Here is a 13,935-nt window from a genome sequence, read left to right as displayed (position 1 = left end):
AACCAGCAAAAAACCGCAGCCTGGCGGCTGCGGTTTTCCCCTACTGCTCTTCCCCGTCACTCACCAGCAGAACACCCAGCTCATAATCTTGGAAACCAAAGTGGGTAACCAAGCCATCGTTTAGGCCAAAGCTGGGAACATCCTGGGTCTGGAGGTTTGCCGTCGAAGACCAAACCGTCGATGTCAGCGCCCACATATCCTCTTCTTTGCGAATAAAACCAGGGAATGCCTTCAGGTTTACCGCTGGCGAAATACAAGCCACCTCACGAAGGCTGAATAGCTCCTTGATATTGGGCATTCGCCAGTTGGTGACTCCACCGTAGCCCGACGACTTTTCGTTATGCTCAATATGAAATAAAGCCGATTTCCACTTGAACCCGCTAGGCTCGCCATCGCAGGTTTGTGTCGCTTGGTTCCATGTCGTCCCCGATAAGCATCGGCGCCAAACCAGTTCAGTTTGCAGATCGACCACCGTACCATCGCCATTATCTTGGAAGCGTATATCTGCCGTACTGCCGGCCTCGTCGGTGTAGCAAGATTGCATCGCCGCAATAGCCTGCCCTGAAAATACCAAGGCAAACGCCACCGCCATACTTGTTTTCTTCATCATGATCTTGCTCCTTATTCTGCAACCAAACGAACGGTAAGAACCGTTGGCGAAATACACTCTTCCGCTTGCCCATCTTCACACAGTGAGTAACCCGCTGAGATCTCACCAAGGGAATTGCTATCATCAACATTTGTCATCTGAGCTAGCAGCGGAATTTGCTTGCCTGAGGTATACCCCGGGTCGGAGCGTAATGCGGTTGATGACCAATACATGCCATACGGCAAGTCTTCCCCGCCAAGAACCAGATCGTCAAAGAATTGGTTACTCAGACCATAGCCATTGCCGGCCTCGTCTGTTGTCGTTTCACCAAAATCAAGTAGGTCAAATTGCTCGTGTAGCGTCGGCAGGCGCCAATTCGTTTTACCGCAATACCCTTGCTTGTTCATCTCCTCGATATATTCAAGAGTGGTGCAAGCCGTAACACTGTCGCTTGCACAAGAAGCGATGTCCAAAGCGGCTTGGTGGGGCTTATGGGAGCTAGACTCATAGGCGAAGAGGCGTCCTTTATCGCGGTAGGACGAAGCATTTGCCTCCTTACGCTCCCAAACCAGCCCAGTTCGCTCATCGGCAATGCAGTACCAATTTTCACTGTCATCCGGCATGGCCTGCCCGCTCTCATCCAGCTTGGTGAATTTAAACCCACCATCAGTAGCGTCCAAGCCATACTCAGCATCCTGGCCGGGCGCACCGCTATCAGGCTGGTCGCTAAACTCGCCAGTTGTCAGGTTGAGGTGCTTGGTTAAGCCGGTATCGTTGGCCGGGCGGTTGGCAATTGCTCCTAATTCCGCCAACTCTTCAAGTTGCGCATCACTCAAGTTGCCAGCCTTGATGTCATCGCCATAAATACTCAACCCCTTGGCGGTGCCTGCCACCAAAGTGTCATAGCTCTCGGTACGCTTTGTCATTCGGGACAATACATTGACGATCTGTTGATCCACCTCGGCTAACTGAGCTTCGCTGCCGCTAGTCAATAGGTCGGTTGGCACACTTAGCCCCATCGCTTCTAGGTTGGCTTTAACTTGCGCCTCTGCCTGCGCTTGGTTGCTGCCAAGCAGCATTTCACCGACGACCATTGTCGTGATTCCATTGATTTGGTAATCGCGGCTCTCCCCCACAGCGGGGGTCGCTAGCAGGATGTTGTCCTGGCCTGAACTCTTCGCAGCCAGTGCACCACCAACCAAATTTCCCTGCACCAATAGAGGTGAGGTCTTGACCTTGATATCGGTGCTTTCTAGGCTAAATGTCTGCTGGCTTGATTCCGTCTTCGGCTCGTTGCTGTCGCACTGCCAGTTACGATCTAAATCGGCGCAGGCCGTGAACGGTAAATCAACATTTTCAGCCGCTAGCATCGCTTCTACTTCATAGGTCAGCTCAGTGCCCCCTGCAGAACTATCGCTATCGCTTGAACCACCACACCCGCTCAAGGCTAGGGCAATGGCAACCGGTAATACGGCTAACTGTTTTGCTTTCATCTTGTTATATCTCTTCTTTTATTGTGTGTATTTGCGTGTGCTTCTTACCGCGGCCAGCATCAATGCGGCCAACAATGTAAGTAGGTTGATACTCCCCCCAGAGGATCCGGGAACGGATGGTGTGATCTCCTTATTTTCTTCTGAGTGGTTGTTACATTGATATCCTTTAAGCGGGCCAATTCCCCAGCTGATCAACTTGCCCGCTTCTCCTTCAACCCTGTCGGTAATTTCCAATGTCCAGTTACCGGACATGGGTTGCCCTAGCCAATCTCCCAAAGCAGGAAGGCTATCGACGGTAAACAAGTATTCATATTCCGACACTGGGATTGCCTGATAGTTAAGCAAGCTGATACTGCTTCCTGAAGGGGTGCGCAGTACCACATTCAAATCAGAAAGCCGACGGTGTTCTAGCGAAAGGTAGATGGCAAAATCCTGCGCTACCGCACCGGTATCGACTTTGAGCGCATAGAGGTTTTCGCCCAGCAATAACTTATCGCCCTGCGGAGAAAGCCGGGCGTCTGCAAGCACGCTTTCGACTTGCTGCGTACCAAGTTTTAGTACCGGCTGGCCGTAAACAAAGCTCAGCTGCTGCTCACTTGTGCGTGACTGCTGGGCGCTATCTCGCGCTGTGGTGATGCTGGCATTCAGCGATACCTTGGCCCCACATTGCAATGAATCAGGCAAAGGAATATCCGCCATGAGAAGGTGGGCTCCCCCCTCTGCGACAGGCTTCACACTCATCTCATGCTGCCAATTCAGCTCGGGGCTATGTAGCACCGCCCTGAAGCTGTCCAGCAGGTGTCCACTGGTGTTTACCAGCATTGCAGGTAAGCTCACCGAACCATTGTCATTGGCTGATATCACAGAAGATGAAGCCACCAGCTCGACCTCATCGCGGATAATCCGGTGGTATTTGAAATGCTGCTCTAAAATACTGGCGTAGGTCTTATCCGGATAGAGCCGAGCTGCCGCATCAACAGTAGAGCGAGCAAGATCATACATCTTCACGCCATCCCCCATGCCGGCAAACCCTTCGAGGATACTTCGGTTTAACTCATCAAATGCCGCCTCACCGTGGTGTTGGACAGCCTGCTTCAAGCTTTGGAATAGAGGCGTTGACCACAATTGATCACTCAGCGTCCCCAGCACCGAAACGTGGGCACGGTAGTCAAACTCGGGGGAATAGCGGGCATCACTATCGTTGAGCGAACGCTGTGACTTCATTGCGCCGGCAATCCCATCCCAGTTAGCAAAGATGTCTAGCTCAAACTTCTCGCTCCGGTTCCTTTGCACCCAATAGCTGTAAGCACCGGCCCAATAATCGCTGAACCCTTCTCCAATACCGGCACTATCGCCGCCTTGCCAATCTGGCACCAAGCTGCCGTTGATGGCATGTCCAAGCTCGTGCAAGACCACGTCGCCGTCCTCGCTATCAGGTACCCCTCCGACTCCCATCGCTAATATTTCGACATCATCTAGGTAAGTTGAGTTATTAGCCGATTGCCCCTGGGCATCAACTTTCAGCGGCGCATCGAACAGGGCTAGCTCCCCTGTAAAGCCAAGGTCTTCGAGGTAACGCAGAGAATGATCCAGGTGATAGAAGGCATTAACATCGCGGAACTCGTGTTGATCGCGGGTAAAGATAAAATCGCTACCACTCTCGACAGATACCAGCCCTTGCAACGGCCCCAGGTCGAGTTCAACCATTGACTCGATATCAACGGCCACCACCCGTGGGTTGGCGAGGTACAGCTTACCGCCAGATAGGGTGACAGCGATCCCCTGAGCTAAGCTGTATGCTTCAGCCGGTATATAGATATTGTCGACATTGCTGTGCCCCTCTTCGAGCGCCTGCCCGGTCGACGTTCTTGGATCAGGGTCAAACACCTGCATCGAGGCCTCGGCAGCCTCGCCGCTTGGCGGTACTAGCAGCTGGTGAGGCCTTGGAGGTAACGGGGTACTAACCTCGCAAGCCGCGGGATCAGCTGTTAGGTTGTTGAACAGGCGGTATAACTGGCCGTCGTTATCAACAGAAACAACAATCGAGCCAGCACATGGCTCTCCCTCAGGGTTTAGTTGAACAAAATTGTAGTGGCGCCCGAGTAAACTGCGCTTGGTATAACGGTGCGACAAACTATCGGTAGCCGGATAGCGGGTCTGGATATAGATCTTCGCGTCATCTTCATCGTTAATTTGCTGCGTTTGCAGCGGGTACACCAAGTGAGGCTCTGTCGCTTGCCCAACCACGGGCAGCCATGCGGCAATGGCAACCGCAACTATCATTTTTTTCATCACGGCACCTAGAAGCTATATTTTGCATTAATGTTGAAATAGCGCCCCGGCTCAGAAGAGTAACGGGTATCCGCAGCCGACATGCCAGCCACATCCTGATAGCGGGTATACTCGCTATCGAACAAGTTGAATACCGCCGCACTCAAGCGCAGATCTGGAATAAGGTAATAGCTCAGACCAAGATCGGCAGTCACCCAACCGGAGGTCGCAGCACATTCTTCCTTGATCCCCAATTCGCTGTAACAACTTGGTGTGCGATCCATCGAGCCGGCATAATTGACGCGCAAAAATGCATCCAGTTTGTCATTTTGAAAATTAAGCTGGGTATTACCCTCGATTGGAGTCAGGGTGCGAATTGGATCGCCCTGCTCATCTTCACCGTCGACAACGCCAATCTTGCTCACTAACTGAAAGTTATCGTTAAACCAATATCCACCGGTCAGCTCAGCACCGTACGTTTTCACACCATCGAGATTCTGGTATTGAACTTCTGATGCCTTGAGCTCGTCATTCCAGCCGACAGTCTGGTTGCTGATAAAATTGTCGAAAATGGAGTAAAAGACCGCGGCATATACAGATACGCGCCCATCATCATATTTGCTGCCCAATTCGAAGTTATCGCTAGTTTCGGCCTTGAGATCCGGGTTGGGCTTAATCACAAAATTCGCTATGCCGCTAGAAAGGTGGGGGACGTAACCGTAAGACTTGTCATAGGATGGCGCGCGGAAACCATGGCTATAGCTAAGGTAGCTATTCCATGCTTCGGTCCACTGGTAGCCCACAGACAGGCTTGGCGAAAGCTCGCTGCTGCTTGATGACTCAAGTTCAAAATCACCAATCGTATCGTCACTGGTTGGCGAAAGGTGCTGGTAGTCAAAACGCAGGCTTGGTGTCACCGTCCAAGCTCCCATTTCGATCACGTCATGCACATACACGCCAGCCCGCTTGGTTGTCGCCGCGGCAAAAGGGGCATAGCTGTCAACACGATCGCCGTTCCAGTCATACAGTGCTTTGGTGATCGGCCTTTCATGCTCAAGCCATTCAAACTGTACTCCCCATGCAACGGTATGCTGGCTACCGCCCATCATAAATGGCTTTTGCATTTCTGCCGTTGCGCCATACAGGCTATCGGTGAAGCTACGGGTTTCAACTTGGCTGCGCTTGTATTTCAGCCCCTCCTGCTCGCGCTCCATGATGATGTCTTTATCACCCTGGTTTTCGGTATGGCGGTAATAGAGGCTCAGTTCTGCCTGCTCTGCCCACCAGCTATCTCCTTCCCAGTCAGCCCCAACCTTGAGCTGCAAGTTGTTGATATCAGAATCTTCATGGAAGGATTTCGAATACCAGCCCTTGCCATCTTCTTGGACGGGAGGAATACCTTCATTCCTCACCATATTCTGGTGATAATATTCAGCCTTACCTTTTAGCATCCAGCTATTGCCGACAAACCACTCACTGGTCAATGCCGCGCTATAACCTTCTACTTTCCTTAAATAGAGGTTTTCGTCATAGTTTCTGGTTTCGTTGCCATCCCAATAACTTAGCCGTAGCAGGTTTTCCGTGGCCCCGAGCCGTTTGGCAGCAGTAACGGCAGATGTGTACTTGTCACTGATACCGCTATAACCGGCTTCAACGCCCAGGTAACCATCTTCCTTGCCAAGATAATCCCCCGGGGCCTTGCTGGTGATAACCACCACCCCACCAATAGCCCCCGAGCCGTAAAGCGACGAACCAGCCCCCTTCACAACCTCTACTTGCTTGGCATCGCCAAGATCAAAACTGTTTCTGCCGGCAACATCATTAATGTCATTAGCACCATAGCCATCGGCAACCCGGACGCCGTCCTTTACCACTGCAATTCGATTGCCCGTCATTCCGCGAATGACAATATTTTGCGGCCGCCCGGCCCCGCCCGTCACACTCACTCCTGGTTCATGCACTAGGGCATCATAAAGTTCAGTTGCCCCCTCTCGCTCAATTTGCTCACTGGTGATAACCGCCACCGAGCCATTGGTCTTCGACAGTGGTTGCTCTACTTTGTTGGCCGTTACGATCACAGGCTCAAACTCAGTCACATCCGTACTTGCAAAACTGTTCTGTGCCATTGGCAAAATAGCCAATAAAGCCAGGGGGAGTGGCTTAAGCTGCATCATGGTTCTCCGTTATATCTGTTGTTATTTATCTGGAATAAAGGCAATAGGTCGCCCTCCAGCTGCTGGCAAAGCAGCCGGATTTAAATCTCCGGTGGGAATGGATTACTGCGGCGGTCTGAAAACTTCGGCTGTTTCAGCCTGATGGATCAAAAAGGCATATTCGCGGATTTGCTGCTGGCGAGCGAGGCGGCGATCCTTAAGGTGGCCTCCATCCATATCGGTCAACAGCAAGTATGGGCCTTTAGCCAAACTGAAATCCCTAACCTTCGCAACCCAGCGGGCAGGCTCCCAATAGGGAACTTGGCTATCATGGAGCGCACCTGTAACCAGCATTGGCGGGTAGGACTGGTGGCGTATATTGTCGACTGGGCTGTACTGGCGCATTATCGCCAATTGCTCTGGAACATTCGGGTTCCCCCACTCCGCGTATTCTTGCCTCGTCAGCGGCAACTCCGGATCAGACATGGTGGCGACAACATCGACGAACGGTACTTGCATAACAGCCGCAGCAAACAATTGTGGCTGTGCATTAATTGCTGCCGCAACCAGCGTGCCGCCCGCACTACCGCCCATGGCTAATACCGGGCGGTTATCTCCCTGCGCGTAAAGCTTCATTTGTTGTGCGACAGCAATAAAATCAAGAATACTGTTTGGCTTGTTAACCCCCCTGCCCTGTTGATACCAATCAGGACCAAGGAACCCGCCGCCCCTCACATGGGCAATGGCATAGATCATACCGCGATCGAGCAGGCTCATTATTTGCGGCATAAAATACGGGCGCATCGGTGTGCCATAGGCACCATAGCCATAAAGCACCACTGGCGATTTGGCATTAAGGCGATCGTGGCGATAGGCTATCGATACGGGGATACTCACGCCCTCATGCTCAACCATGATTTGCACACTGCGGTATAAGCGCGGATCAAAGTTGGTATAGCTATCTTGGCTTAGGGTTGACTGGCTAAAATCATCCAGATCGAATTGTAACCATTTGGCCGGCTGCGCCATCGACATCGAACGGATCAGCACACTATTTTCATCACTTTGCCCATTGCTGGACAACCAAGCCACACCGCCAGGAGGCGTAATTTCATGCTGATGGGCAACCTCCAACGCCTGATCCAAGATCACCAACTCGCTTTTCTGTTGCGTCGCAACTTCTAGTACCAAGTGGCTTGGGTACAGGAACCAATTCTTTAGGTGTTGGCCCTCGTCCAATTGCCATATCGGCGTCCAAGGAGCAGGAATTCGCGATACGCTTGTTTGATATAGCGCGAATGCACCGCTGATATTGCTAGAAATAAACACTTTATCTTGGCGCAGATCGGCATAGTATTCTATGCCGTCTTCACGGGGGCGGATCACGCCAAGCTGTTTGCCTGTCGATAGTTCGAGGATCCGCTGCTCGCTGGTATTGTGGTTGTTGCTTTGAATAATTGCATGTCGCTTTGACGCCGATGCATAAACTGACACCAGCCAGTCCAGGCTAGGCTCAGTAAACAAAACCTTGCTATCTCGACTCGATACAAACCACTGTTTCGCACGGTACGGGCGATAAGTCTTTGCTTCGTTCTCAACCCAAATCAGCGATTGGCTATCTGCTCCCCACACCAAGTCGGTGCTGGCATTGGAAAGCACTTTCTCAAAGAAAGTCCCCTCTTGGGTGTCGAATATAGATATTTGATAATTGCGATCACCTCGGCGGTCTTCCGCCAAGGCGATATAGCGATGATCGGGGCTGACACGCCATGCCCCCAAATTGTAGTACTTGCTTTGCTCTGCCCGGCTGCCCAGATCGATAATTGTTGCCGCACTCACTTTATCATGAGGTTTGCGGGCGATACCGTACTGCTTACCATCATTAACAAGCTGATATTCAAAAGCCCCAACTCTCAACCAAAGGTTTTGAGATGCAATGCGCTGGCGCGAACGCCATTCGGCTGCAAGCTCCTCTTCAAGCGGTGCTTGCAAGGCTAAATTATCGTGGCTACGTTTATTCTCGTGCTGCAGGAAAGCGATAACACGCGCGGATTGACGACTGTCATCCCTAAGCCATTGATATTTATTTTGCTCTTCAGCAGCTTGGGCGAAGGCATTCACTCCTCCCATCAGCAAACTACAACCACACAAGACCAAACTGAGCCGTTCTAACTTCATCTTCAACCCGCAACGCACAACTTCTAATCGTTATAAACAGAGCATTAATATGCCCGTAGCGCGGGCATAATCCACCCAAACAATAATGAGATCAATTATCATTTGCATTTATTGAAAATTAGCAAGCCGGTTTTGTGATACCAGTCACAATAAAAACAGCATTTGAATACACTCCGCGATTAAAAAACAAACCAATTATCGATCGCATGAATATGTCTTTGTGTGAAAAGTGTGGCTTAGCTTATTGATACCTGCCGAAAATATGCAGATTCCAGCAGGGAAATGTAGACCTCGGCAAGACAGTTTTTTTCCTATCAACTAAAAAAACCAAGACGGATAACGACAGGAAAAAGAACAATGACACACAAGCAAAAATCACGCATCTGGTTTGCCTGCCCCATACTGTTTTGTATCGGCTATAGCAGCACCGCCCTTGCCCATGGTTATATGGAATATCCAGCAGCAAGACAGGAAATTTGCGCCCAAGACGGCGGCTACTGGGGAGCCAGCGACGGCTCGCAAATACCCAATACCGCATGCCGGGCCGCTTTCATCGAGTCAGGTTGGTATCCCTTTGTGCAGAAGCCGGAATTTGCCCGGCTGGTTTCGGATTACCGCAACCAAGCCGCAGTCGAGCTTGCAGTGCCTGATGGTGCCCTCTGCTCGGCGGCCGACAGCAAAAAGTCAGGCGTAGATCTTCCCTCGCCGACTTGGCAAAAAACCGCCGTTGCCCTCGACACCAGCAACCAAATCACCATCCGCTACCGCGCAGAAACCCCGCACAACCCCAGTTTTTGGCAGTTTTACCTTTCTAAGCCGGGATTCGATAGCGCTAGCCAAGTGCTCACCTGGGCCGATTTGGAACTCATCGACGAAGCAGGAAACGTCCCCACCACCCTGATCAACGGCTTGAAGTACTATGAAATTCCCGTCACCTTGCCTACCGGCAGATCGGGGGATGCGGTGCTTTACAGCCGCTGGCAACGTATCGATCCCGCTGGTGAAGGGTTTTACAACTGTAGCGATATCAGCTTTGGCGGCGATCCAAACCAACCAGAGCCGCCAGCGACATGGACCAAGGCAGGCTCCCTTCTTCAACCAACCACCGACGCCAATAGCGGCGATACCGTCTGGTTCAGGGTTTTCGATGCGCAGGGCCAAGAGCTGATTTTTGAAAAGCTAGCCATATCGGCCAATAACCAAAGCGAGGCGGTTTGGGCCGAATCGTTAGCCCTTGCGATCAATGCTACCCCGTCACCAGCAGCGCTGATCGGCACCCCAGCCGCAGGCGGCGCGATCATTTTTGATCCGTCGGATCTGTATGCCAACGCGGTCTACCTCGCCGATCCCGACTATAGCTTCAGGCTTGAGATCAAGTCAGAGCCAACCCAGCCACCGGTTGGCAACACGGCTTGGTCACCAAGCAAGGCTTACAATGCGGGTGATACCGTCACCTACCAAGGGCAGACTTATACCGCCCAATGGTGGACCAAAGGCGAGCAACCCGGCGCTGCCAGTGTATGGCTGTTGCAAGGCGATGGCAGTGCCCAGGCTTGGAATCCGGATCTCGCCTATCAAGCTGGCGATAGCGTTACCTACCAGGGCAATAGCTATCAGGCAAAGTGGTGGACCAAGGGAGATACGCCCACAACCCCCAACGGCCCGTGGCAACAACGTTAGTCGCCCGATAAAAACCCAACCAAGGCCATTACCCTAATGGCCTTTTTTAAGCTAGATTTAGGGGTAGCATCTAATTCACTCAGGGATGATCGATGATTGCTTTATATGGCTACCCCCGCACCCGCTCGCTTCGGGTTTCTTGGCTCCTGGAAGAAATAGGTATCGACTGGCAATACCATCTAGTTGATTTTTCAAAGGGAGAGCATCGCGCCTCACCGTTTCTCGCCTTAAACCCCAACGGCAAGGTTCCCTGCTTAATTGACGGCGCTGTGGTGATCACCGAGTCTTCTGCTATTTGCCACTACCTTGCTGAAAGGTATGGCGCACACTGGCTACCTGAGTGCGGAACCGCCGATTCAGCCAAGCACCACGAGTGGGTCAGTTTCATAACCACGGAACTTGAGCAGCCACTGTGGAGCATGGGCAAGCATCGCTTTGCCTTGCCGGAGTCAATCCGCTTACCGGAAATGCTCCCGGTCGCCGCCTGGGAATTCAAGAAGGCACTGCAAACAGCTGAAACTAGGGTTAAAGGCAAAGAGTACCTGCTTGGCAATTTTCCCACCATTGCCGATATTCTGCTCACCCACACCTTGAACTGGGCGGTAAAGTTTGACCAAAAACTGCCTGCCGCATTAGAAGAATATCGCCAACATGTAAGCCGCCGGCCGGCCTTGTCCCGGGCGCTAGCCGTCGAACAACAAGCACTGATCGATAGCTAGCAAAGCCCGGTTTGCATTTCCCCCGCCGCCAAAAAGCACAAAAACCGAGCAATCAGACCAAAAAAGACAAACTTAGTGCTTTTTTGGCAAAAAACCGTTGACGGAAAGCAGGAAAACCTTTTTAATGCGCCCCGTTGCCTCGATAGCTCAGTCGGTAGAGCAGAGGATTGAAAATCCTCGTGTCGGTGGTTCGATTCCGCCTCGAGGCACCATCACTTCCTTTTGAAGTAAATGGTGCAAGCAACAATAGCTATTCCCCCTTAGTTCAGTTGGTAGAACGGCGGACTGTTAATCCGTATGTCGCAGGTTCGAGTCCCGCAGGGGGAGCCAAATTTTAGTTTTAAGCCAATGGCTTGGAACACAAAAAGATTAAGTGTGCCGACTTAGCTCAGTAGGTAGAGCAACTGACTTGTAATCAGTAGGTCACCAGTTCGACTCCGGTAGTCGGCACCATCTTTTGCAAAGTAGAGCAAGCCTTTACTTTTGCCTCGATAGCTCAGTCGGTAGAGCAGAGGATTGAAAATCCTCGTGTCGGTGGTTCGATTCCGCCTCGAGGCACCATTATTCATCCGATACGAGTTTTCGTGTTAGATAAAGAATAATTCCCCCTTAGTTCAGTTGGTAGAACGGCGGACTGTTAATCCGTATGTCGCAGGTTCGAGTCCCGCAGGGGGAGCCACATTTAGTGTGCCGACTTAGCTCAGTAGGTAGAGCAACTGACTTGTAATCAGTAGGTCACCAGTTCGACTCCGGTAGTCGGCACCATTTATTTTCTTGCCTGGCAAGAATGCAAAGTAGAGACTTAACCATCGCTACTTCTGCCTCGATAGCTCAGTCGGTAGAGCAGAGGATTGAAAATCCTCGTGTCGGTGGTTCGATTCCGCCTCGAGGCACCATATTTAAATTTGATGCCAATTAGGTCTGATAGGTTATCGCTACGCGATAATGTGTCGGTCCCTAGCCGGGCGCGGTCGATTCCGTCCTCGAGGCACCATATTTTTCCCCCTTAGTTCAGTTGGTAGAACGGCGGACTGTTAATCCGTATGTCGCAGGTTCGAGTCCCGCAGGGGGAGCCACTTTCAAATTCACAGCCGCTAAGGCTTGGATTTCTAGCATACAACTGCGACCTTACTCGTTCCGAGTAATTGTCACAGAGCTAGCCGCCCGCGTTGAGTCCCGCAGGAGGAGCCACTTTCTTTTTAAGCCTTTTGGCTTAGAATAATAAGAATAAATTGCCGACTTAGCTCAGTAGGTAGAGCAACTGACTTGTAATCAGTAGGTCACCAGTTCGACTCCGGTAGTCGGCACCATCTTTAAAACCTCATCATATGATGAGGTTTTTTTTTGCCTGTACCACATAACTGCCTCTGCTCTCCCTCCCTTTCTGTGATGTTGTCCTGTAAATACACAAGTATACCTATAGCAAATATACCCCTTGCCCCGTTCCTCCTTGGTGGGGTATGGATTATGGTTTACAATTAAATTTATCATTAGCGACAGTCATTTAGGACTTATGGCTGGTAGCAATAATTAAATAGCTTTAACTCATATTAAAAAGAAACAGGTTGCGCTGAAACTATGGCAAGCATCAAACTCTCAGTAGAGCGCTTAACCGAAGGTTTATATATCAAGCTCCCCTTGCAATGGACTGATCACCCTTTTCTACTGAACCACTTCAAAATTAAAGACCAGCAACAAATCCGCCTGATCAAAAATCTGGGGGTAAAGTATGTCTTCCTGATCCCGGAGAAAAGCGATGTTGAGCCACGCAGCCCTGAGTCCCAATCGGAGGCCATTAGCGAGCAAGAAAGCCAGTTCCTCGACCGCCAGGCAGAAAAGCTATGGCAAGAGAAGCAAGGCCGCATTACCCGGCTAAAAAACTATAAGCGAAAGCTACAACGCTGCGAAAAAAGCTTTGGCCGCTCGATGGCCCAACTGCGCTCGATCGTTGGCAAGATAAAAAGCCGCCCGGTAACCGCAATCAAGGAAGCCGAACTGCTGGTCGAAGAGATGGTGGAAGCCCTGCTAGAGGCCGATAACGTTGCCCTTCACCTGATGAACGACGGCAAAGAAAACGAAGATGTCTACTTCCACTCATTGAACGTCGCCATTATCTCGATGATGCTTGCCCGCTCGTGCGGTATGTCGCAGGAGGAAATCAAGAACATCGCACTAGGCGCCCTGTTCCACGACATGGGCAAGTTAAAGGTGCCGACGGCCATTACCCGCAAGGCAACGCCGCTAACCGAACCGGAAGAGAACTACTTGAAGCTGCACACCAAGTACAGCTTGGATCTCGCCAACCTTGCCGATGACTTCCCCGAGGCAGCCAAGCCGATCCTGTACCAGCACCATGAGATGCTTGATGGCAGCGGCTATCCCAAGCAGCTCAAGGGCGACCAAATTGATATCAAGGCCCAGCTTGTTGCCGTGGTTAACGCCTACGATAACTTGTGCCACCCGCAGGATCACAACAAGGCCAGGATCCCATACAGCGCGCTATCCTACTTGTTTAAAAACAAGCGCAAGCAATACAACAACGACCACCTGGGCTTGCTGATTAAGCTGATGGGCGTTTACCCTCCAGGCAGTGTGGTACAGCTCTCCAACAAGCAGCTGGGGTTGGTGATCTCGGTAAACAGTGAAAGCCTGCTCTACCCAAATGTGTTGCTCTATGATCCGAGCGTTCCTTCCAATGAGGCGCCGATCATCGACTTGGAAGAAAATAACCTGCGAATTGAGCAAGCCATTCCGCCGCATAAGTTGCCGGAGCAAGTCCACACCTACCTCAACCCCCGGATCCGGATCTCCTACTACTTCGACCCGGACGACTAAGTGGTCGCTTGCTAGCC

Annotated in this window: 8 protein-coding genes and 9 tRNA genes; 12 read left to right on the top strand and 5 right to left on the bottom strand. The window is 51.4% G+C overall.

The features are described 5' to 3' along the window. Positions 1-40 precede the first annotated feature (40 nt). From C9I98_RS15920 to C9I98_RS15900, 5 genes are all read right to left on the bottom strand, one after another. Positions 41-610, bottom strand: coding sequence for an Lcl C-terminal domain-containing protein (locus C9I98_RS15920; RefSeq protein ID WP_051902197.1), 570 nt, complete (start codon positions 608-610; stop codon positions 41-43). Positions 611-621: 11 nt separating this feature from the next. Then, positions 622-2,082: an Lcl C-terminal domain-containing protein gene (locus C9I98_RS15915; protein WP_036822618.1), complete on the bottom strand. Its 1,461-nt coding sequence runs from the start codon at positions 2,080-2,082 to the stop codon at positions 622-624. Positions 2,083-2,100: 18 nt separating this feature from the next. Continuing rightward, positions 2,101-4,374 (bottom strand): proprotein convertase P-domain-containing protein, encoded by a 2,274-nt coding sequence (locus C9I98_RS15910; RefSeq protein ID WP_036822616.1) that lies wholly within the window; start codon positions 4,372-4,374, stop codon positions 2,101-2,103. Between the two features lie 8 nt (positions 4,375-4,382). Further along, positions 4,383-6,527: a TonB-dependent hemoglobin/transferrin/lactoferrin family receptor gene (locus C9I98_RS15905; protein ID WP_107272203.1), complete on the bottom strand. Its 2,145-nt coding sequence runs from the start codon at positions 6,525-6,527 to the stop codon at positions 4,383-4,385. Positions 6,528-6,629: 102 nt separating this feature from the next. Beyond that, positions 6,630-8,684: a prolyl oligopeptidase family serine peptidase gene (locus tag C9I98_RS15900; protein ID WP_081878887.1), complete on the bottom strand. Its 2,055-nt coding sequence runs from the start codon at positions 8,682-8,684 to the stop codon at positions 6,630-6,632. A gap of 357 nt (positions 8,685-9,041) precedes the next feature. Between C9I98_RS15900 and C9I98_RS15895 the strand changes: the two genes are divergently transcribed. From C9I98_RS15895 to C9I98_RS15840, 12 genes are all read left to right on the top strand, one after another. Further along, positions 9,042-10,364, top strand: coding sequence for a lytic polysaccharide monooxygenase (locus tag C9I98_RS15895; RefSeq protein ID WP_036819647.1), 1,323 nt, complete (start codon positions 9,042-9,044; stop codon positions 10,362-10,364). 92 nt (positions 10,365-10,456) lie between these two features. Next, positions 10,457-11,083, top strand: coding sequence for a glutathione S-transferase family protein (locus tag C9I98_RS15890; RefSeq protein ID WP_107272202.1), 627 nt, complete (start codon positions 10,457-10,459; stop codon positions 11,081-11,083). Positions 11,084-11,219: 136 nt separating this feature from the next. Next, positions 11,220-11,295, top strand: a tRNA-Phe gene (locus C9I98_RS15885). A 42-nt stretch (positions 11,296-11,337) separates the two neighbouring features. After that, positions 11,338-11,413, top strand: a tRNA-Asn gene (locus C9I98_RS15880). 47 nt (positions 11,414-11,460) lie between these two features. Then, positions 11,461-11,536: transfer RNA gene (locus C9I98_RS15875), tRNA-Thr, on the top strand. A 32-nt stretch (positions 11,537-11,568) separates the two neighbouring features. Beyond that, positions 11,569-11,644 (top strand) — tRNA-Phe (locus C9I98_RS15870). Positions 11,645-11,686: 42 nt separating this feature from the next. Then, positions 11,687-11,762: transfer RNA gene (locus C9I98_RS15865), tRNA-Asn, on the top strand. Positions 11,763-11,772: 10 nt separating this feature from the next. Further along, positions 11,773-11,848: transfer RNA gene (locus tag C9I98_RS15860), tRNA-Thr, on the top strand. A gap of 55 nt (positions 11,849-11,903) precedes the next feature. Next, positions 11,904-11,979: transfer RNA gene (locus C9I98_RS15855), tRNA-Phe, on the top strand. A 104-nt stretch (positions 11,980-12,083) separates the two neighbouring features. After that, a tRNA-Asn gene (locus C9I98_RS15850) sits at positions 12,084-12,159 on the top strand. A 158-nt stretch (positions 12,160-12,317) separates the two neighbouring features. Beyond that, positions 12,318-12,393 (top strand) — tRNA-Thr (locus C9I98_RS15845). Between the two features lie 268 nt (positions 12,394-12,661). Then, positions 12,662-13,918: a cyclic di-GMP phosphodiesterase gene (locus C9I98_RS15840; protein WP_107272201.1), complete on the top strand. Its 1,257-nt coding sequence runs from the start codon at positions 12,662-12,664 to the stop codon at positions 13,916-13,918. Positions 13,919-13,935 lie beyond the last annotated feature (17 nt).

It is taken from the genome of Photobacterium sanctipauli (assembly GCF_003026495.1).
Lineage (GTDB): Bacteria > Pseudomonadota > Gammaproteobacteria > Enterobacterales > Vibrionaceae > Photobacterium > Photobacterium sanctipauli.
This window is presented reverse-complemented; position numbering and strand designations above follow the sequence as displayed.